The organism is Ulvibacter antarcticus (assembly GCF_003688405.1).
Classification (GTDB): domain Bacteria; phylum Bacteroidota; class Bacteroidia; order Flavobacteriales; family Flavobacteriaceae; genus Ulvibacter; species Ulvibacter antarcticus.
In genome coordinates, this window is sequence record NZ_REFC01000011.1 from 1 (window position 1) to 21550 (window position 21550).

Below are 21550 nucleotides of genomic sequence, written 5' to 3' on the forward strand. Positions count from 1 at the left end.
AAATCAGGAGCCGTTAAGGCCAGATCTCCAGCAGTAATAGCATCTGCCTCTTGCTCGTAATAATAAATATCATATAAAAGTGGATCCAAACCATCTAAAACCTCCGTGGCAACAGAGCTTAGATCGAAAAATTCTAGACCATCACCAGGATTGTCGTAATCACACGCACGTAAAGGTGCGGCAGGTGCAATAATATCTGGCGCACTCCGAACTTCTAAGGTTAAGATGACAGTTTCAAAGCAGCTACTTTCCGTACTTATAACTCTTCCGAAGACAACATCATTAAAAGGATCGTCATTAGTGTATGGATCCGATAATTCGTTGAGACCATTCTGAGCATCAGACAAAGTAGGATGATAGGTCACAATTAAGGTAGGATCACTTAGAGTGATATCATCGTCGGCATCGTGTAAGTTAAAAGGAGCAAATCCATCAGCATTACTATCGCAAACAAGTAAGCTTGCAGGCGATGTATTGAATACGATAGGTTGGTCAAATTCTATATAAACTTCACCTTCGGTTTCACAAGATCCTCCAAAATTAACAACGAGTTGATAATTCCCAGTAACGAAAACATCTAAATTGGGACCAGTCTCGGGAGGTGTAAAGGCAGTAAAAACACCAGAGCCAATAGGGTCTTCAAAAAACCATTCGTAATCTGTGCCGGGAGGTGCGGTAATATCTGGATTTATGGTATAAGCTTCTCCTTCACATCTGGCATTTCCTGTAGCAACTGTGAGGTCAACACCGAGGTCGACATCACCAATATCAAAGGACCCTGCCTCTAAAAAAACCGCTACATCATACAAGGCATCTTGTTGATCGGCAACTACTAATTTTATCGTATAACTAGTTCCGGCACTTACCGGACCAGTAGCTTCCAAGGAAACTATTTGTCCATTATAATCGATTGCCGCAGTTGCTGCAGGATTGAAAGGATCGAAATTATATTTATCAAAATAGACTTCATTCTGGGCTGAACACTGACCAGGAACATCCGGATGGATATTGGTCACTTGAATAGGAATTGTGGTTCCAGGAAGTACTGCTAGATTTTGAACTAAACCGGTAACATTATTTGTAAGAATAAATGCAAATGAATCTGAAAAAGTACATTCAAAATTTTGATTGTATTCTTCCGAAGCTAACAAAAAATTAAAGTTTAAAATATCTGTTTGTGGAACAAAATCGAATTGTATCCAACTACAATTGATAAGTGTAGTTGATGATATTCCGAGTATAGCAGCCAAATCGGGATCGCCATTGGCAGGATCTGCCCAAGCTGAACCAGCACCATCGTTATTTAGATCGAAATTAGGTCCCGGAACATTTGAAACATAACCGGAAGTTAGTACAATGCCGCTTTCGTATGGAAAATCTGAACCATTACGGTCAAATGCTCCAATGCCATTTCCATCACCAAAATCAGTACCTGTAAGCTGTAAGTAATTAGAAGATTCTGCGCAAGTACTGTTTATCAATACATCTTCAATTAACTGTTGTGTAGTCAATGACTCATCTACAGTTATTTGCGAATAACCGTCAAAAGCCAAAATTGAAAATAACACAAGTAATAATTTCCTCATAAATTCTTCCTTATAGCGCCAAATATATTGAATACATTGATTTGAATTTCATATTTTTGTAGAAAATACAACTAAATGCCTCACTTTAACATTACTATACAACCTACATCCAACGAAAATATTGTAAAGTTCGTTGCCAATTCGTTTTTAACTCAGGCAAGTAGCTATGAATTTAAAAATATCGATGACGCAAAACCGAGTCCGTTAGCACAGGAATTATTCTACTTACCCTTTGTAAAGACCGTATATATTTCACAAAATTTTGTTGCCATCGAAAAATACGATATTGTCGCATGGAAAGACGTTGAGCAAGAAGTCGCAGATTCAATTACTGAATTTCTAAACAGTGGAAAGTTGGTAATAGAAACTACAGAAGTAACTAAAAAAGTTCCTGTAACGGTTTATGCCGAAAGTACTCCAAATCCTATAGTAATGAAGTTCGTTGCGAACAAACCTTTAGTGGATGGCACTTTCGAATTTAAAAACATCGACGATGCTGAGTATGCTCCATTGGCGACTGCATTGTTTTCGTTTCCATTTGTCAAAGAAGTTTTTATTAGCGCAAATTACGTTTCAATCATGAAATATAATGTTGCCGAATGGCAGGAAATCTCGATAGAGCTTCGTGAATTTATTCGAACCTACATTGAAGATGGCAAAACCATTCTGAATGACGAAATGCTTCAGAAGAAACAAGAGACCGAAGCTACGGTTACTTCCGAAGAGCATAAAAAACCAATAGAATATTCAGATATCGACAAAGAGATCATGTCGATACTCGATGAATATGTGAAGCCTGCAGTAGCGAGTGATGGGGGTCATATCGCTTTTGAGTCGTTCGATACTGAAACCAAAACCGTTCGTGTAATTTTACAAGGAGCGTGTAGTGGATGTCCGTCTTCTACGATTACGCTCAAAAATGGTATTGAAACCATGCTAAAAGACATGCTAAATGGTCGGGTTCAGAATGTTGAGGCTATTAATGGATAAGGAATTCAGTGGTCAGTGGTCAATAGGCAGTCGTTCAAAATAAAATAATAGCTTTAAACTGTGACTGAAGACTGCGACTGCGATTGTAAACGTGGTTTTAACGATATTTTAGAATTACTTTATTTTGAAAATCGTAACTTGTTGTTTCATTCTAAACAAATAACAAATTATGGCAGTAATTAAAGTAATTGAAGTAATGGCGAATTCTAACACTAGTTGGGAAGACGCAACCAGAAAAGCAGTAAAGCACGCGGCAAAAAGCGTAAAAAACATCAAATCTGTTTATGTAAACGAGCAAAATGCAGTGGTAAATGGTGACGACATTGTGGAGTTCCGTGTGAACGTTAAAATTAGTTTCGAAGTAAACTAATTCGATTTATACTTTATATATTGATACGCTTTTGAATGTTCAAAGGCGTATTTTTGTTTTTCAACTTATATGTTTATGCGCCATTTATTGTATTCAGTTTTACTTATTACACTTGTTTTATCCTGTAATTCGTCGAAAAAGGAAATTCCGGAAACTCATATGTACACCAACGATTTAATTAACGAAACCAGTCCGTACCTTTTACAACACGCACACAACCCTGTTGATTGGATGGCCTGGAATGACACAACTTTGCAAAAAGCCAAGGATGAGCAAAAATTGATGGTCATAAGTATTGGTTACGCCGCTTGTCATTGGTGTCATGTAATGGAGCGTGAAAGCTTTGAAGATTCGACAGTCGCCGCAGTGATGAACGCAAATTTCATTTCGGTAAAAGTTGATCGAGAAGAAAGGCCTGATGTGGATCAAATTTATATTAACGCGGTAACATTAATGACCGGAAGCGCGGGTTGGCCATTAAATGTAATTACGTTGCCAGACGGACGTCCAGTTTGGGGCGGAACTTATTTTCCGAAAGATCAATGGAAGGATGCGCTTGCCAAAATGCAGGATATTTATACGAACGATCCACAAAAATTGATTGATTATGCCACGCGATTAGAAGAAGGCATAAAGAGTATGGACCTTATTAAATTGAACACTGAAGACATTGATTTTTCGAAATACTCTACAGATGAAATGGTTCAAAAATGGTCTCAAAGTTTCGACAAAACATATGGAGGATATAATCGAGCACCAAAGTTTATGATGCCGAATAATTATGAATTTCTTCTGCGTTATGCGGTTGAAAAAAAGGACGATGCTCTTTTAAAACAGGTGGTATTAACGCTAGATAATATGGCTTATGGCGGGGTATACGATCATATAGGAGGTGGTTTTTCGAGATATAGTACAGATGTGAAATGGCATGTGCCTCATTTTGAAAAAATGCTTTACGATAATGCTCAACTCGTGAGTTTGTACAGCAATGCATATTTGGTCACTAAGGACGAACATTATAAAGAAATTGTTTCTGAAACTCTCGATTTTATAGCGCGTGAAATGACAAATAATGAAGGTGCGTTTTATTCCTCATTAGACGCAGACAGTGAAAATGCAGCTGGTGAATTGGAGGAAGGTTCGTATTATGTTTACACCAAGGAAGAACTTCAGAAAGAGTTGGGATCTGATTTCGACTTGTTCGAGTCTTATTACAATGTGAATAGCTTCGGAAAATGGGAACATGGCAACTACATTTTAATTAGAAACAAAACGGATAAAGAAATTCTTGAAAAATTCTCACTTACTTCTGAAGTCCTTCAGAAAAAAAAGAAAGAATGGAATGAAAAATTATATGCTTACAGAAATTTACGCCCTAAACCCCGACTGGACGACAAAACCCTCACGTCCTGGAATGGACTTATGATAAAGGGGTATGTGGACGCATACAAAACATTTGGGGAAGACAACTATCTTAAGGCCGCACTAAAAAACGCCAATTTCATTTCAGAAAAACAGCTCAAAAAAGACGGCTCATTATATCATAGTTATAAGGATGGAAAAAGTACGATAAACGGATATCTAGAAGATTATGCTGCAGTGATTCAGGGGTATATTTCGTTGTACGAAGTAACACTGGATAAGCAATGGATAGAAAAAGCAAAACAACTTGCCGATTACAGTTTTGAATATTTCTTCGACGAAGAAAAACATATGTTTTATTTTACTTCGAAAGAAGATGCAGCATTGGTTTCACGAAATTTTGAATTTAGAGATAATGTGATTCCGGCTTCGAATTCGATAATGGCTAAAAACTTATTTGTGCTCTCGCATCATTTTGACGAACAAAAATTTGCAAAAACCGCAAAACAAATGTTGGTCAATGTAGAGCCTGAAATAGAACAATATCCCGCTGGTTTTTCAAATTGGCTTGATCTCTTGGCTAATTATCAGAACAAGTATTATGAGGTGGTAATTGTAGGAGCCGATGCTATGGAAAAAACAAAAGAAATAAATAAAAATTATATACCTAACAAACTTATCGCCGGAACTATCCAGCCAGAAAAAGGTGCACTTTTCGAAGGTAGATATGTTGCAGACGAAACGTTTATTTATGTTTGTGTGAATAATGCGTGTCGATTACCAGTTACTAAAACCGAGAAGGCACTTGAATTTATTAATTAATAATTTGGGCATGAACAGTATAAGTCCAACTTAAATATTTGTACCTTTATTAGCTTAAAAAATGAAAAATCTGATCAATTTACAGTTTAATGGTATAAAATTTGAGATATTACAAATTGAAAATCAAAAAAAATCATGAAAAATTTAACATTAACCTTAGTATTTGCCGTCATTTCACTCACGGCATGGTCTCAAGCGAATAACGCAGCCTACAGTCTTACTTCTCGAGTAATTGAAATTCAGCAGTCAGACGTTGCTTTTGGTCTAACCCAAGCACAGTTTGAGAGCACTGCTGGCTCACCTTATTCTAATGTCGATTTCCTTCAAGGAAATATTTATAAAGACAAAAAATTAGCGCAGACTGGTGTTTTAATGAGATACAATATGTTCTCTGACGAAATAGAAATTAAAAATTCGTCAACTGACAAGACCTATGGTGCTTTAATTCAGGATGCCAGTGTATTTGTGAAAATATTTAATGACATCTACGTTTTTGCTCCTTTTCAAGGTTCTAATGCAAATGGACACTACTTCAAAGTTGTGACTGAAGGAACGAATTTCGACCTTTATAAAAAGGAAGAAGTTACCTATCAACCACCTTACGCTCCAAAAACTACCTATGAAAGAGAAAAACCAGCGGAATGGGTTAAGAATGAAACTTACTTCCTCGTTTCAAAAAGTGGAGATTATTATGAATTGCCTAATAGCAAATCTAAAATCTTAAAAGTGATGAAGAACAAGGAAAAAGATGTAAAAGATTACATCAAGAAAAATAAATTGGACCTTGATAAAGAAAAGGATCTTGAAAAATTGGTGGATTACTATAATTCAATATTATAAATAATTTACTACTACTAAGCGCTATGTGGGTTTGACAGCTTCGAACGCACATAGCGATTTTTATATACAAACGTGAAATACTCACATCTATACTTTGCACTACTTTCTTAGTGCCAATTCTCTCTTTCTGAAGTACCTTTGCACAAAAATTAATGAACCTGCTTTATATTAATCCAAAGTTGGTTCAAAAATCAATTACATTTTAATGGACAAAATCAAAAACTTCGACACCTATCTTGAAGAATACGGACAAAGAATAATCGACTTTTTACCATCATTAATTGGAGCTTTATTGCTTTTTATTGTTGGTATATGGATCATTCGAATCATTAATGGATTAGTCCGAAAATTATTTATAAAAAAGGACTACGATCCTACTTTAGAGAACTTTATCGCCAGTCTTATTAATTGGGGATTAAAAATTATACTCTTTGTATTAGTTGTATCCCAATTAGGTGTTGAATCGGCATCTTTGGTCGCAATTATTGGAGCAGCTGGTTTGGCTATAGGTCTTGCGTTACAAGGATCGTTGGCGAATTTCGCCGGGGGTGTATTAATTCTATTGCTTAAACCCTTTAAACTTGGTGACTTTATTAAAGCGCAGGGAATTGATGGTACAGTAAAAGAGATTTCCATTTTTACTACAAAACTTACGACACCGGGAAATCAATTAGTAATCATCCCTAACGGAAAATTATCTAATGAAAACATCATTAACTATACAAGTGAAGGGATTCGAAAGGAAATGCTTGGATTTGGAATTAGCTATGACAGTGACATAAAGAAAACCAGAGATATCTTACTTGGTTTAGCAATGGAACAAGAATTAGTATTTAAAATGGAAGACAAAATGCCAATAGTAGTTGTAACAGAATTAGCCGATAGTTCGGTAAATCTGCAATTAAGATATTGGACGAAGAACGAAGATTTTTGGAATACTCGATTTTATACACTGGAAGAAGGAAAAATGAGACTTGAGGCTGCCGGAATAAGTATTCCTTTTCCTCAAAGAGATGTACATTTATACACTCAGGAAAAAGTTAACCTCCAATAAAATCTTTCAGATAATATGGTTCAAAATAAGCGACATCTTCGGTGTCGTTTTTTTTGTGCTTTTTTTCAGCAATTTCCGCCATTTCTCTCGAGGAAGGCAAATTGTCCCTTAAGAATACCGCATTAGGATGCTTACAAATAGCTTCAAACTTTTCAACCCCATTTCCAATGAAGAGTACTTTTCCTTTCTGAAGAAATACTTCAAAAGAGTCTTCTGTAAGTATTTCGGCCCTTGTTTCTCTAATTTCTTTTACTTCTGAAGTCTTTTCCGAAGAAAAAACAGCGGCATAAACTTCCATTCGGCGAGCATCGAGCATAGAGACAATATATTTTGCCTCCAACTTCGTCTGAAGCGCCAATGCCTCTAGCGTAGGAATAGAGATAAGTGGAACATCTAAGGCATAACAAAGGCCTTTAGCGGCAGAAACACCAATACGAAGTCCTGTGTATGAGCCTGGGCCTTTACTAACTGCTATAGCGTCAATATCGGCTTTGTCGGTGTTTGATTGTTTAAGAACATCCTCGATAAAAACATGAAGTTGTTCAGCATGAGAATATTCTTTACTTGTATCTTCACGCAACGCAATAACGCTCCCGTTTATCGAAAGCGCTACCGAGCAATTTGTTGTTGCTGTTTCAATACATAGAATGACTGCCATAATTATTCCTTCTTCTTTTTATCTTTTTCCGGTTTCTTTAACTCCACCTTATCACCGCTATCGAGTAGCTTTGTTACTGTATTATACGGCCCCGTAATCACCACATCTCCCTCTTTAAGTCCGGAAGTAATTTCAATATTTGCATCATCTTGAATTCCCGTTTTCACTACTCTCAATTTCGCCTCGTCTCCATTTTTTACAAAAACACATTCAAATTTTTCAACATTTACTGAGGTATCTTCTTTTACATAACCTACTTTTTTGGTTGAGCTCGTATCAGACTTGATAACGATAGCACTTATAGGGACCCCAATTATATTATTCTTTTTATTGGTAATAACATCTACAGTCGCTGTCATTCCAGGTCGAAAAGGAGAATAACTTTCAATTTTGCCCTCTACCAAATCTGCGTAAGAATCAGATAAAATACGGACTTTTACTTTGAAATTAGTAACCTGATCGGCCGACAATGCAGTCTCTGCAGAATTAGCAATTTCTGTAACTCTTCCGCGAAACTCTCTTTTTAGATACGCGTCAACTTCAACTTTCGTAGAATCCCCAACTGCAACTTTCACAATATCGTTTTCATTTACATCAACTTCTACTTCCATATTATTTAGGTTGGCAACACGTACAATTTCTGTTCCAGCCATTTGAGCCGTACCTACAACTCTTTCTCCTAATTCGACCGAAAGCTTAGAAATAGTTCCGCTCATTGGTGCATATATAGAAGTTCTCGACACATTATCTCTGGATTGCTTTACATTAGCAGCGGCACTTTGAACACTGTAGTAAGCAGACTCTTTATTGGCCTCCGCACTTTCAAACTCGTTGACAGAACGATCCCACTCAGATTTTGAAATAACACCTTTATCGAATAGTGTTCTGTTTCTATCGTAATTTAGTTTGGCGCTTTTTAAACCTGCTTCAGCTTGAGTCAACTGCGCTCTTACATTTTGTAATCCGGCTTGCGACTGACTTAACACAGCCTGAACAAGATCTGGATTGATTTTCACCAAAAGATCACCTTTCTCAACTTGTTGTCCTTCTTTTATTGGAAGTTCAATAATTTCTCCGGATACTTCTGAAGATAACTTCACCTCAATTTCGGGCTGAATCTTTCCAGTAGCTGCAACAGTTTCAACAATATTTAGCAATTTTATTTCAGTTACCTCAACTTCTTTAAAATTCCCGCTCTTACCAAACCAACCGGCTTTCTTTCCTACCATGAGCAAAGCGACCAAAGCAATAACGGCTACTCCGAGCCAAATAAGTGTTTTTTTCTTCATAATTAAAACTTTAATTCCGTTGCAGGAATTCCAAAATACAATTCTAAAACTTTAAGTTTAAAAATATAATCGTATTTACTTCTGTTCACCTCGATCTTGGCATTATCATATCGAAGTTTAGACTGACTAAAATCGAATGCATTCGTCAATCCTACATCATAACGGTCCTTACCATACTGGTATGCTAATTCCTGAGATTCTAATGCTCGCTCTGCAGCTTCGTACGCCTTCGCAGCACCTTGAGCATCTAAATACGCTTGATATACATTAGATTCTAAGTCGAGTTTTGCCTGCTCCAATTGATATTGAGAACTAATTAGATTGATCTTGTTTCTTTTTACATTATTGCGAACAGCCAAACCATTAAGTATAGGAATATCAAGACGCAATCCGTAATTAATACCGTCGTTTTCATACAATTGCTGATTGAAACTGCGCTCAAGAAAATCCTTATCGGTATAGTTAGTACCATATCCAAAAGAAGCGGAAAGCGTTGGATAATATGCCCCTCTGGTTATTTGAAGATCTTTTTCTGCTAAGGCTACATTTTTCTCTGCAATTTTTACTTCGGAACGATTTTCTTTTGCTTTGGTAATAATTTCTGAAATCGATTTGGCCGCTATTTCAGATTCAATAATTTCGAATTCTTCGTTGGCTATATCGAAGTTTTCATAGTCCTCAACCAATAATAGCTGAGCGAGACTAACTAATGAAATTTGTACAGCGTTTTCTGCAACGGCTAACTGCTGCTTTTCTCTGGCATCTGTCGCCTTGATTTCTAATAAATCTCCACGTGGAATAACACCTGCATCTACAAGATCATTTGTTCTTCCTATTTGCTCTAAAGTTACTACATTCTGTGCTTGAATTACTTCGAGGTTGGCTTTATTAAGTAAGACCTGAAGATAACCGTTTGCAACAAATAACGATATATCATCCTGCATTTTCGACAAACGATACTGACTTGCTAGTTTAGAAAGTTTTGCTCTCTGAACCTGACGAAAATTCCGAAGACCATTAAAAATTGTATATCCCGCACTTATTCCACCCGAAGCATTTAATATTGTAGTAGTTTCCGGCTGAAAAGTTACAGGGTTCTGACTTAATCCTGTTTGTTCAGAAACACCTAAACTACCATTTAATGAAGGTAGGAAATTTGCATCTGCATCGCTTTTCTCAATTTCCGTTAGTTGTACATCAAGTGCACTCTGCTTCACAGAAATATTATTTTCTAAGGCGTGAGTTACACACTCGGACAAGGTCCATTTCTTATTTTGTGCGTTAATTTGTAATCCCGTAAAAAGAACGAGAAATAAGATTGCTAACTTGTTCATATCTAATTGTAGTTGATAAATTTGTCTTTTGATTGACCAAAGTGTTACAAAAATGGTGAATTTTTAATTTTTGCCGAACTCCGGAGCTGCTTTAATGATGTTCCAAACTTTGACCTCATCCTCCTTCGAAACCCCTTTCTTAATTTCGACATTTATTCCGTCACTAATTCCAAGTTCTATTTCCCGTCTTTCAAATTTTTGATCACCGACGGCTACTTCTATAAAAGGAGCTTGAGTTTTAGGATCGTACTGTATCAAGGCTTCTTTTAAGCAAAGAACACTATCGGCTCGAGCCAGAATAATAGAGGCATTAGCACTTAAGCCTGCTCTTATAAAAGTAGTGTCCTTTTTATTAAGGGTTCCCTTTATTTCAAATTGAATAGCACCATTTTCACTCACCCCTTTAGGTGCGATATAATCCAATATGGCATCGAATTTTTTATTTTCAATAGCGCCAACAGTAATTTCCAAAGGTAGATTTTCGGTGATCTTGCCAACTTCACTTTCATCTACTTTACCTTCAAAAATCATTTTATCGACATCTGCAAGCGTAGCAATGGTAGTACCATCGTTAAAATTATTAGACTCGATAACCTGATTCCCGGTTTTAACTGGAATATCCAACACCATTCCGGCAACGGTTGCGCGAATTTCTGTATTTGCAGTAGCACCCAGACCACGGCTGGTTCCTGTTTTTACAATATCATAGTTCTGTATCGCCCCGTTAAGACCTACTTGTTCCTGCTTAAAGCGTTGTTGTGCCTGATTATACGAAAGTTGAGCTGTGTCGAATTCATTTGCTGAAATCACCCCTTTCTCAAAAAGCTCTTTTTGTCTGTTATAAATACTTTTTTGGTTTTCCAGCGCTAAACGGGCTGTTTCAACCTGAGTTCTAACGGCATTGATGTTATTCTGAGCACTACTTAAAGAAGATACATTTGGCACAACTTTTACCTTTGCAATAAGATCACCTCTTTCGATGATATCTCCAGCTTCCACGAATATTTCATCTATGATTCCTGAAATATTTGGTTTGATTAGAACCTCTTCCTTCGGAACGATACTTCCAGTAGCCACCGTTTTTTTTATGATTGTTTCGACTGAAGGTTTTTCAGTTTTATAAACAATGGGGTCTTCAGAATTCTTGGACCATAGCCAAAGCATTGATGCTAAAAAGAGTACCACAATAGTACCTATTATTAATATTGTCCCTGTCTTTTTCATTTTGGTAATTCAGTTAGTATTAATATTTTAATTATTCTGTTCTTAAAGCGTCCACAGGTTTTACACGTATTGCTGTCTGAGCTGGAATTAAACCAGCCAACAAACCTGAGACAACTAGTATTATTAGTGCAATTACAACAACCCCAATATTTACGGAAGGGTTTGCAAACATCATTTCACTGGTATCCACATTTTCCATAGCTAAATTCACTACAGCCAAAATACCGGAGGCAAATACTATTCCCGCCATTCCAGAAATAATGGTAAGAAATATTGATTCAAGTAATATTTGCGATCGTATTTCCCAAGGAGTCGCTCCTAACGCTCTACGTATCCCTATTTCTTTGGTCCGTTCTTTTACCACGATGAGCATAATATTGCTAATCCCTATGATACCTGAAAGCAATACAAGAATTCCGACGAAATAAGCTACGAAATTAAGGGCGGTAAAAAGTCCATTTATTTTACTGTATTCTTCATATAGATCAAAGTTACCTACCGCTCTGTCATCTTCCGGATGAATGCTGTGTCTGGCTTTAATTATGTCGAATACCTGGCTTTTGAGATTTGTAATGGAAGATCCGTCTTCGGCTGTAACCGCCATCCATCCTACTTCTTCACCACGATTAAAAGCTTGAGAAAATGCTGTAAAAGGCACGAAAATCTCTTTCTGAGCTTCTTCCGGATCACCCCCTCTCTGCGATTTCTTCTTATAGGTTCCTATCACCATAAAATTTACACCATTGATCTTAATATAGGATCCAATTACTTCTTCACCTGTCTCGTACAAGCCCGTTTTTACAGACTCACCAATGATAGCTACCTTTCGGTTACTATTGATATCGGAATAATTAATAAATCTTCCCGACGTAATATCCATAGGTTGCTGCTGAATAATCTCGGGATAATCCCCATAAACATTATAAGCCCCTGTTTTTAATCCACGTACTACGTTATTGGCTCCTCTAAAACCTCCTAATTGATTTCTAGGTGAAACAAAGCGAAGATTGGGAACCGATTGTTTAATAGCATCTACATCTCCTATCTTAAAATTATAGCGCCTTCCCTTCGGAAGTCCTTTGTAGGGTTTTGAAGCTGTTTGAGACCACATAAACATAGAATTTGTGGCCATACCATCAAATCCTTGCTTCACTCCGTTTTCCAAACCTTTTCCAGCTGCCAGAAGTATAACTAGGATGAAAATACCCCATAATACTCCGAATGCAGTTAGCAATGTTCTAAACCAATTAGAACTTAGCGCTTCCAGAATTTCTCCCCAAGTATCTTTACTAAATAATCTATTCATCTCGTAAAGCAACTATAGGTTTAATATTAGCCGCACGCCTAGCAGGAAAGAAGCCTGCTAAAGCACCAGCAACAATAAGTATAATTACAGTGGTAATAGCGACACCAAAATCAACAGACGGATTCAATAGATATTCACTTTCAATAAGTGGCCCTACCATTTCAAGAAGGAATAAACTTGTAATTAAACCTCCAAATCCGGCTATTGCCGTTACAAAGATAGATTCGTGAAGAATCATTCCAATGATTGATATAGGCTGTGCACCGATCGCTTTTCGAATACCAATTTCTTTGGTGCGTTCTTTTACAATAATTAGCATAATATTACTCACGCCAACAACTCCGGCTATGATAGTACAGATTCCAACTCCCCAGAAAAATGCTCTTATCATCCAAATAAGATCATAAAATCGCTTTGCATTTTCAAGTGAATTGTTAATTTGGACTGCTCTTTTATCTGTTGGTGCAATTATGTGTTTTTGCTTTAAATCTGCCTCAAGTTGTGCTGAAAATGCTACAGACGCTGCCATTGCATCTTCAAAATTATCTTGCTTTTCTAATGAAAAAGCCATTGATCTTAATTTGTCTCCGGCATTATAAACTCTTTGTGCAGTTGTAAGGGGAATAAACAAGCGTGTTTCTTCTCTTTCTCCACCAGGATCTGTGTAAACTCCGACTACCTTAAATTTAATACCGGATATTTCAACATACTCGCCAGTAGCCTGTTTTCCTTTAAATAAATCTAGAAAAACACGTTGCCCTAGAACCGTCACTTTCTCAAAATTATCGAGATCACTCTGATTAATAAACCTACCTGATGTAAGTGTTTCATTTTCTAAAAACTGATAATCCCCTCGAACACCCTCAATTCTATAGCTTCCCGATTCTCCTTTGTATGAAGTTAAACCTCCCCAAATACTGTAAACACCAGATTTATATTCTAATTGATCTATGTTTTTCTTTTCTGCTAATTCGAAATCTCTATTATCCATTTCGATTCTACGCCCCGCATTAAGACCTTTAAAGCTTTCTGAAGTAACTCCCGTCCAAACACTTATTCGATTGGTGGCATCATCTTCAAACTGCTTTCCTATCCCATTTTCCATTCCTTGCCCAATAGCGAGTAATACAACTAAAATGAAAATTCCGGAAGCAACAGACAGTCCCGTTAAAAAGGTTCGTAGTTTGTTTTTACGAATAGTTTCGAATATTTCCTGCCAACGCTCGATATTAAACATGGAGTGCCGATTTAGCGCGAACTTGCGTTACCACGGAATCATCAATAATAATTCCATCTTTCAAATTCACAATTCGTTTGGTCATATGCGCGATATCATCTTCATGGGTTACGATCAAAATGGTTTTTCCTTCGTCATTAATACCCTGAATCAACTCCATCACTTCGTAAGAGGTCTTACTGTCTAAAGCACCTGTCGGCTCATCGGCCAATAGTACTTTGGGATCACTTGCCAATGCTCTGGCAATTGCAACTCTCTGCTTTTGCCCACCAGATAATTCATTAGGATGGTGCTCTGCCCAATCTGCAAGTCCAACTTTTTCCAAATAATGCATAGCCTTTTCCATACGAATGTTACGCTTCACCCCTTGATAATACAGAGGCATAGCAACATTGTCTACAGCGGTTTTGTAATTAATAAGATTAAAAGACTGAAAAATGAAACCTAGAAACTTGTTTCTATATCGAGCCGCAACTTTTTCGTTGAGATTTTTGATTATAGTATTATCCAAGGTATAGCTCCCGCTATCTGCTTCATCTAACATCCCTAAGATATTAAGTAAGGTAGATTTTCCTGATCCGGAAGAGCCCATTATAGAAACCATCTCACCTTCAGCTACAGTAAAATCAATACCCTTTAATACATGAAGGGAGTTACTCCCCATATGGTAGGACTTATGCAAATCTTTTATCTCAATCATAATAGAATAATAATCCTCAAATTACAGGATTTCAGTTTTGTAATTTGTGAAATTCATGTTAAGACTTGCGTTGGGTGGTTAGCAAAGGTCTTTAAAATAAGACTACTTTGAAAAGATTATGTTACACCTTTAGTGTGAAGAAAATGTTAATTTATTTTGGCTTTCGCTTTCTTCCGACTTCGATAAATGATATATCCGATGCCTCCAACAAGGAGATAGGGAAATATCATAAGGTAAATAATTCCATTGTTGATTCCTTTTGCCACCTCATTACTTCCCTCACTTTCAATGACAGCGCGACACATCGCACACTGCGCTTCTGCAGGAAAAGAGATAAATAATAAAAGAAGTAAGGTTATTACAAAGGTCTGTTTCATCTTAATCTGACTATTCATTAAAGCCTTGCTTTTGTGATTATTCGCTATTTAGTAGTAAGGCGATATCATTAAATAAACGATTACTCCACTCACGGCCACATATAACCATAAAGGAAATGTTATTCTGGCTATCTTTTTATGCATTTTGAAATTACCTGTAATTGCTCTTACATAAGTGACAAGCACGAAAGGGATAACAACAATAGACAATAAAATATGGCTAATAAGAATCCCAAAATACATATATCTCATAACTCCTTCGCCTCCATAGGAAGTGGATTCTGAAGTCATATGATAAGCCACATACATTCCGAGGAAGAGTACCGACAATAAGATACATGTCCTCATTATGCGCTCATGTGTTTTCCGGTTTCCTTTTTTAATTTGAAATAATGCCACTACTAACAGTATTGCGGTTAGCGCGTTGATAGACGCATAAATTGGAGGTAAAAAGCCTAAACGTTCAACTCCAGGAATCTTTACACTAAAAAGAACCGACACCACTAACGGAATTGCGATAGAAAGTATCCAGATCCAAACAGTATATTTTTTATTGTTTTCTGAAACTTCTTTACTCATGATTCAGTAATTTTTTAGCATCCTCAATAATCAATAGTACCTCATCGTCTTCCAAGCCGTTGTAATATATAATCGGATTACCGTTTTCATCCTTTCTTGACCGAACATTTCCTTTTTTATCGATGAGTGCAAACATTCCAGAATGTGCAAATGTACCCGCCTCCTCATCTTTTGAAGCATATATTTTAAAACCTTCATTTGCCAGTTCGAAGATTTTCGTTTTTTCTCCAGTTAGCAGATTCCAATTCGGGTTAGTGATTTCATAGTTCTCGGCATATTTCTGAAGCACTTCCGGTGTATCGTAAGTAGGGTCTATAGAAAAAGATGCTACTCCGAATTCGGGATTTTCACCAATCGCTTTTTGAACTTTAACCATATTTTGGTTCATGATTGGGCATATATCTGGGCAGGTAGTAAAGAAGAACTCGACTATATATACTTTTCCGCTATATGAATTATTGGTAATGGTATCGTTATTCTGATTAATGAATTTGAAATCAGGAACCTTACTAATGGTGACAAGTTCATCTGATTTAGGAGTATCAAAATTATTCTCGTTGTTACTCATTCTATCGTTTTGAACAACACTTCCGTTCGAAATTCTGTCTATGATTTTAGGGACGAAAATAATTCCGAAGACAAGAATCACAAAGCTAATACCGATGTAAGACTGTTTTTTCATTTGCTATATTTCTCTTTTTGCCTTATACTTTTTTAACGCCAAACGATACTCGGCAAGGACTACCTTAATATCATCACTCATTTTGTTGTTAATTTCGGCTACACTGGACGAATCGAATCCATAGAGTACACCTTCGTCTTCATCTTCATCGTCGTTCCTTCCTCTTAATGCTGCTTCCTTATCAATAATATAGACATAGGAGGTTGCCAGATTTTCATCGAGCTGCTGATTAGTTTGTAATGAATTGAATAAATTTTTAATAGCTTCGGAAGAACCAAAAACAAACTTCCAATTTTCGGTATTAGCAATTTCGTCTAAATTTGCCTTCAAATCCAGGGCTTGTTCCTGAGTACCTTCAGGAGCTATAACTAATAATTGAAAATCATGGAATTCGTGATTCTTCTTATAGATTTTATGTGCCAGATTGTACGCATTCGCACGATTTGCAAAAAGATCACTTCCGAAGAAACCCAAAACAGTAATATGATCCTTAAATGTTACTGCTTTACCATCCAAATCCCGGAATTCAGTTAACTCTTGAACTCCTTGAGTTAGCACGGGTAATTTTGAAAAATTGTCTTTTCCTGAAGCGAAAAATATATACGCTGTAATTGGAAGGATGAACAGTATACCAAGTACTAAGAATTTTTTCATTAGAATGCCGGATTTTACGCTGCAAAAATACACTCTAAAACAGCTTTGACCAACCTTATAAAGTTAATTTTTAGACTTATAATAGTGAAGATGACTAGAATATACTAACAAAAAAAAGCCCTGAAAAATCAGGGCTTTTTTTTTAATATTTTAACTTGTTTAGAAGTCGAATTTTACAAATCCATCTTTGTAAACTTCAAATATATAATCTCCTTCAATTAGCAATATTAGGACTAAATAGCAAATAAGAAATATAGCGGTCCATACTACTGCACGGCGCATTGCTTTCTTCTCATCCCGCATGTGCATGAAATCCCATGTAATATAATATGCTTTTACTAATGTTAATATGATAAATAACCAATTTATCCACTTCATTGCTAAGAATGAATTATCCACTAAAAACGCCGGTTTAATAATACCAAATGCAACCTCAATAATAGTGATTACAGAAAGGAAGAAGAATATCCCCCAGATCTTGGTAATATTCGATTTGAATTTTACAAGACCTCTAAATATTTCTAATTTATGCTCGTGTGCCATTTTAATTTTATTGTTTATCCTGAAGTGTTTTCAGTATTAATTTAAACCAGATAAAAGAAGGTAAATACAAATACCCAAACTAAATCTACAAAGTGCCAATACAGCCCTACTTTTTCAACCATTTCATAACTCCCTCTTCTTTCGTAGGTACCAATCACTACATTAAAAAAGATGATACAGTTGATTAGAACTCCAGAGAATACGTGAAAACCGTGAAACCCTGTAATAAAGAAAAAGAAATCGGCGAATAAGGGAGTACCGTATTCATTGTGTTTCAGGTTAGCACCTTCTACAACAAGCTTACCATCGTTCAATAGTTTTGCTTCGGAAGCTTCACGTGATAGGACAATGTGATGTCCATGTTCATCCTTTAATTGTGTTCTTATTAAAACACTTTTATCGGCCATGAAACCGGCTTTTACTTCTTCGAAATTATAGGTAGTTTGAGTTCCATCTTTTTGAAACCAAAGTCCGTTGCTTTCTTCATGAATCTCTCGTGTCTTTGGAAGTTCAATAGCAAAATCACGAAGTGCAACTCGTTCGCCATCGGCATCTAAAAACTGTAGAATCTTTCCACCTTTTGTCTCTACTGCACCGAAATCCCCTTTGATAAAGGTCTTCCATTCCCATGCCTGTGAACCAACGAAAATGGCACCACCAATAATGGTAAGGAACATGTAAAGTATAACCTTCTTCTGTTGCATCTTATGTCCAGCGTCTACCGCGAGTACCATGGTCACCGAGGAAAAGATAAGAATGAAGGTCATAAATGCCACATAATACATCGGGGCATCTACCCCATGTAAAAATGGAAAGTGAGTAAATACTTCGTCGGCAATTGGCCAAGCATCTACGAATTTAAATCTCGAAAAGCCGTAAGAGGCAAGAAATCCTGAAAAAGTTAACGCATCAGAAACGATGAAAAACCACATCATCATTTTCCCATAACTGGCTCTAAGCGGTTGGTTTCCACCACCCCAGGCTTTTCCTTCGGTACCTGTTTCAACAACAGTAGCTTCCATAAATAGAATTAGGTTTTAAATAAGGCTTCAAAAATACGTATATTTTTTATCTAACGAAACTTCAATTATTATTTTATGCAAAATGGGAGAAAAACTCAGTCTTAGTTGTGCGTTCCGACCTATTTTTGCATCGTTTTATCTCACAAAAAATATAAACAAAAAGAGGTAAATCCACAGTATATCAACGAAATGCCAAAAGGTTGATGCCAATTCTACCCCCAGAGTCTTACCCCTTTTATATTTTTGTTTATAATGATTATAAATTACAACCATAATGGTGATAAGCCCCACGAATATGTGTGCCAAATGCAAGAGTACCACCAAATAGATAAAGGAAGTTGTTATACTACTCTCACTTCCAGTAAAAAAATAGCCTGCATCAATGATTTCTGAAAAACCCCTAAATTGAAGAAAAACAAATACAATACCTAGCATCAAGGTTGAAATAAGCAACCACATTCCTTTAGCATGCTCTTCCTTTTGAATCATCTTCTTCGCAAAATGAAAGCAAAAGCTACTCAGAATGATAACCCCCAAACTTATGTAAAATGCATTTGGTATATCAAAATCTGTAAGCCAATCCTTACGCTCTCTGCTTATCACATAGGCACTGGTTAATCCTGCAAAACTCATGGTAAGGCTTATAATACCAAACCACAACATATTCTTTTTGGCTCGATATATCTTTTCTTCTTCTGTACCCTCGGTATAATCCATTTTTATCTTATAAATTTATCTAATACATAAATTATCTGAAGCAGTGTAATATAACTTACACTGGCAAGCATTAATTCTTTTGCAGCTTTTGCTGTTTGTATTTTATACAATCTAAGTGCATAATATATCAATCCAATTCCTAATAATCCAATTAACACGCCCGAAACCGGAGTAAGATACAGACGCCCCGTTACTCCCATTACAGGAATTAAGGAAGCCAATACCGTCCAAATGGTATACAAAACCACTTGAATCGCAGTTCCCTTATCACGTCTTCCATTAGGCAACATAAAGAAGCCTCCTTTTTTGTAATCGTCAAATAGAAACCATCCAATAGCCCAAAAATGTGGAAACTGCCAAAAGAACTGTATCATAAAAAGTGTTCCCGGTTCAATTCCAAAATCATTGGTAGCAGCGACCCACCCTAACATAAAAGGAATAGCTCCCGGAAAAGCACCTACAAAAACAGATAGTGGTGTTCTGGTTTTTAAGGGGGTATAAAGACTTACATACATAAAGATGCAAATTGCACCGAACATGGCTGTTATAGGATTAATCACATAAAGTGCAGCGATCCCGGCAATAGTTAACACCGTAGCGATTATAAAAGCCGTGGTTACTGTCATTCTTCCCGATGGAAGTGGGCGGTCTTTGGTGCGATCCATTAGTGCATCAAGATCTTTTTCAATAATCTGGTTGAATACATTTGAAGCTCCTACCATGCAGTACCCGCCTAAACAAAGTAAGAATAGTACAAAGAAATCGATGGTTTCGGCACCCAATAAATAACCTGCAACTGAAGAAAACACAACACTCACCGACAGGCGAATCTTCGTTATTTCTGTGAAGTTCCGTATTACGGAAGTACATACAGTGGTTGTTTGGGTTATAGCCAATATTTTTGTTTTTCTGAAATGCCTCGTTTAAAATTTAGCGAACCTACATCGTTTGCAAAAATTTTAAGGCATTCTGTTGTCCTTAGCAAATGCTTCAGATAATTTGGGTGCAAAGATACAGCACCTTAGCTATTATTCACAATATATTATGCACATTGTTAGTGTTATATTTAGGCTTTTTTACTATTTTCCGACCTTAATTAAAATCTCATACAATGCGACATAGAATTTTTGTCATTTTAAGCTTATTTCTAAGTACTTTTTTTGTTTCTGCTCAGGATACTGACGCACAGGCTGTCGAAAACGGTGTAATGCCAACAACTATTACTAATGACGTAGGTGTTGTAATAGTAAAAGACAGTATTTTTATGCTAAAAGGACGAGGAGGAAACATTGGCGTGAGTATTGGGGAAGATGGAGTTTTTATGATCGACGATCAATTTGCAGACGCTTCTAAAAATATAATAAACCGTATTGGTAACCTTACAAATAAACCTATCGAGCTGGTTGTAAACACGCATCACCATAAAGATCACGTTAGTGGAAACAGCAATATGGCGAGCAAAGGCGCGCTCATTTTCTCTCATGAAAATGCACGCGAACGAATGGAAGCATCTTATAGAAAATTTTCTACAGAAGATCGCCAAAAGAAAATCGACAGTATTGTAAGCGCATCCGGAGCTAAACTTATTTCCGAAGAAGACGTAAAAATGGCACATAGAGCCGCAACAAAAGTAGTTGATGATCAAATGATCGGGGAAATCCCAAGGGGTGCTCTTCCAGTTGTAAGCTTCCCTAACACTCTAACTTTTAACTACAATGGCGAAGAAATTAAATTATTCCATATTCCAAATGCGCATACCGATGGAGATGTAGTCGTTTATTTTACAAAGAGCAACGTGCTTCATACGGGTGATGCGTTTGTAAATGGAATGTATCCATTTATCGATACTAAAAATGATGGTAGCATACAAGGGTACATTCTTGGATTGAACCGTATTTCACAAATTATTAATGACCAAACCAAGATCATTCCCGGACATGGAAATATGGCTACAGCTGCAGATGTTGCATACACAAAAAGAATGCTGGAATTTATACGAGACAAGGTCGCTTATCAGGTAGTTGCCAAGAAAACTGAAGGAGAAGTAATGGCAATGCGAGAAATAACCAAAGAATACGACGATAGAGGATATGGCGATGGGTTTATTCCCGCCGAAAAACTATTGAGTGCTATTTACCAGGGAATGGCTAAAAAGTATAGCAAAAAGTAATAGCAATATCTAGGACAGAGCCATCGAAATACCT

At 36.7% G+C, this 21550-nt stretch carries 22 protein-coding genes; 6 read left to right on the forward strand and 16 right to left on the reverse strand.

The genetic code is table 11. The features are described 5' to 3' along the window. Positions 1–1586: choice-of-anchor L domain-containing protein (locus BXY75_RS00290; RefSeq protein WP_211331797.1), on the reverse strand; the 1586-nt coding region annotated here is incomplete at its 3' end. Positions 1587–1661: 75 nt separating this feature from the next. Between BXY75_RS00290 and BXY75_RS00295 the strand changes: the two genes are divergently transcribed. From BXY75_RS00295 to BXY75_RS00315, 5 genes are all read left to right on the forward strand, one after another. Beyond that, positions 1662–2576 (forward strand): NifU family protein, encoded by a 915-nt coding sequence (locus tag BXY75_RS00295; protein WP_121905706.1) that lies wholly within the window; start codon positions 1662–1664, stop codon positions 2574–2576. Between the two features lie 169 nt (positions 2577–2745). Next, on the forward strand, positions 2746–2946 hold the full coding sequence (locus tag BXY75_RS00300) for a dodecin family protein (RefSeq protein ID WP_121905707.1): 201 nt from the start codon (positions 2746–2748) through the stop codon (positions 2944–2946). Between the two features lie 75 nt (positions 2947–3021). Beyond that, positions 3022–5130: a thioredoxin domain-containing protein gene (locus BXY75_RS00305; RefSeq protein ID WP_211331798.1), complete on the forward strand. Its 2109-nt coding sequence runs from the start codon at positions 3022–3024 to the stop codon at positions 5128–5130. Between the two features lie 135 nt (positions 5131–5265). Then, positions 5266–5970 carry a hypothetical protein gene (locus BXY75_RS00310; RefSeq protein ID WP_121905709.1) on the forward strand — a complete coding sequence of 235 codons (705 nt, stop codon included), beginning with the start codon at positions 5266–5268 and terminating at the stop codon, positions 5968–5970. 205 nt (positions 5971–6175) lie between these two features. Further along, positions 6176–7024 (forward strand): mechanosensitive ion channel family protein, encoded by an 849-nt coding sequence (locus BXY75_RS00315; protein ID WP_121905710.1) that lies wholly within the window; start codon positions 6176–6178, stop codon positions 7022–7024. Here the strand turns inward: BXY75_RS00315 and tsaB are convergent. The 15 genes from tsaB to cyoE all read right to left on the reverse strand — a co-directional run bounded on the left by tsaB (position 7011) and on the right by cyoE (position 20242). Further along, positions 7011–7682, reverse strand: a complete 672-nt coding sequence (tsaB, locus tag BXY75_RS00320) for a tRNA (adenosine(37)-N6)-threonylcarbamoyltransferase complex dimerization subunit type 1 TsaB (RefSeq protein ID WP_121905711.1) — start codon at positions 7680–7682, stop codon at positions 7011–7013. The two genes, BXY75_RS00315 and tsaB, sit on opposite strands and share 14 nt — an antisense overlap. A 2-nt stretch (positions 7683–7684) precedes the next feature. Further along, positions 7685–8971 carry an efflux RND transporter periplasmic adaptor subunit gene (locus BXY75_RS00325; RefSeq protein WP_121905712.1) on the reverse strand — a complete coding sequence of 429 codons (1287 nt, stop codon included), beginning with the start codon at positions 8969–8971 and terminating at the stop codon, positions 7685–7687. Positions 8972–8973: 2 nt separating this feature from the next. Next, positions 8974–10305, reverse strand: coding sequence for a TolC family protein (locus tag BXY75_RS00330; protein ID WP_121905713.1), 1332 nt, complete (start codon positions 10303–10305; stop codon positions 8974–8976). A 63-nt stretch (positions 10306–10368) separates the two neighbouring features. Further along, positions 10369–11529: an efflux RND transporter periplasmic adaptor subunit gene (locus tag BXY75_RS00335; RefSeq protein ID WP_121905714.1), complete on the reverse strand. Its 1161-nt coding sequence runs from the start codon at positions 11527–11529 to the stop codon at positions 10369–10371. A 31-nt stretch (positions 11530–11560) separates the two neighbouring features. Beyond that, positions 11561–12835 carry an ABC transporter permease gene (locus BXY75_RS00340; RefSeq protein ID WP_121905715.1) on the reverse strand — a complete coding sequence of 425 codons (1275 nt, stop codon included), beginning with the start codon at positions 12833–12835 and terminating at the stop codon, positions 11561–11563. Then, positions 12828–14072 carry an ABC transporter permease gene (locus tag BXY75_RS00345; protein WP_121905716.1) on the reverse strand — a complete coding sequence of 415 codons (1245 nt, stop codon included), beginning with the start codon at positions 14070–14072 and terminating at the stop codon, positions 12828–12830. The genes BXY75_RS00340 and BXY75_RS00345 overlap by 8 nt, the downstream gene beginning before the upstream one ends. Further along, the gene (locus BXY75_RS00350) at positions 14065–14772 is read right to left on the reverse strand and encodes an ABC transporter ATP-binding protein (protein ID WP_121905717.1); all 708 of its coding nucleotides are present in this window, start codon (positions 14770–14772) and stop codon (positions 14065–14067) included. The genes BXY75_RS00345 and BXY75_RS00350 overlap by 8 nt, the downstream gene beginning before the upstream one ends. 146 nt (positions 14773–14918) lie before the next feature. After that, the gene (locus BXY75_RS00355) at positions 14919–15149 is read right to left on the reverse strand and encodes a hypothetical protein (protein ID WP_211331799.1); all 231 of its coding nucleotides are present in this window, start codon (positions 15147–15149) and stop codon (positions 14919–14921) included. A gap of 48 nt (positions 15150–15197) precedes the next feature. Beyond that, entirely contained in the window at positions 15198–15728 is a 531-nt protein-coding gene (locus tag BXY75_RS00360; protein ID WP_121905718.1) for a DUF420 domain-containing protein, read from the reverse strand. Beyond that, positions 15721–16410 carry an SCO family protein gene (locus tag BXY75_RS00365; protein WP_121905719.1) on the reverse strand — a complete coding sequence of 230 codons (690 nt, stop codon included), beginning with the start codon at positions 16408–16410 and terminating at the stop codon, positions 15721–15723. Before BXY75_RS00365 ends, BXY75_RS00360 begins: the two co-directional genes overlap by 8 nt. A 3-nt stretch (positions 16411–16413) precedes the next feature. Beyond that, on the reverse strand, positions 16414–17064 hold the full coding sequence (locus BXY75_RS00370) for a hypothetical protein (RefSeq protein ID WP_121905720.1): 651 nt from the start codon (positions 17062–17064) through the stop codon (positions 16414–16416). Between the two features lie 159 nt (positions 17065–17223). Beyond that, complete coding sequence (locus tag BXY75_RS00375; protein ID WP_121905721.1) at positions 17224–17607, reverse strand: cytochrome C oxidase subunit IV family protein; 384 nt, start codon at positions 17605–17607, stop codon at positions 17224–17226. Between the two features lie 41 nt (positions 17608–17648). Beyond that, complete coding sequence (locus BXY75_RS00380; protein WP_121905722.1) at positions 17649–18629, reverse strand: cytochrome c oxidase subunit 3; 981 nt, start codon at positions 18627–18629, stop codon at positions 17649–17651. A 135-nt stretch (positions 18630–18764) separates the two neighbouring features. After that, positions 18765–19346, reverse strand: a complete 582-nt coding sequence (locus BXY75_RS00385; protein ID WP_121905723.1) for a cytochrome c oxidase subunit 3 — start codon at positions 19344–19346, stop codon at positions 18765–18767. A gap of 2 nt (positions 19347–19348) precedes the next feature. Then, positions 19349–20242: a heme o synthase gene (cyoE, locus tag BXY75_RS00390; RefSeq protein WP_121905724.1), complete on the reverse strand. Its 894-nt coding sequence runs from the start codon at positions 20240–20242 to the stop codon at positions 19349–19351. A 215-nt stretch (positions 20243–20457) separates the two neighbouring features. Between cyoE and BXY75_RS00395 the strand changes: the two genes are divergently transcribed. Then, positions 20458–21516 carry an MBL fold metallo-hydrolase gene (locus tag BXY75_RS00395; RefSeq protein WP_121905725.1) on the forward strand — a complete coding sequence of 353 codons (1059 nt, stop codon included), beginning with the start codon at positions 20458–20460 and terminating at the stop codon, positions 21514–21516. Positions 21517–21550: the final 34 nt, after the last annotated feature.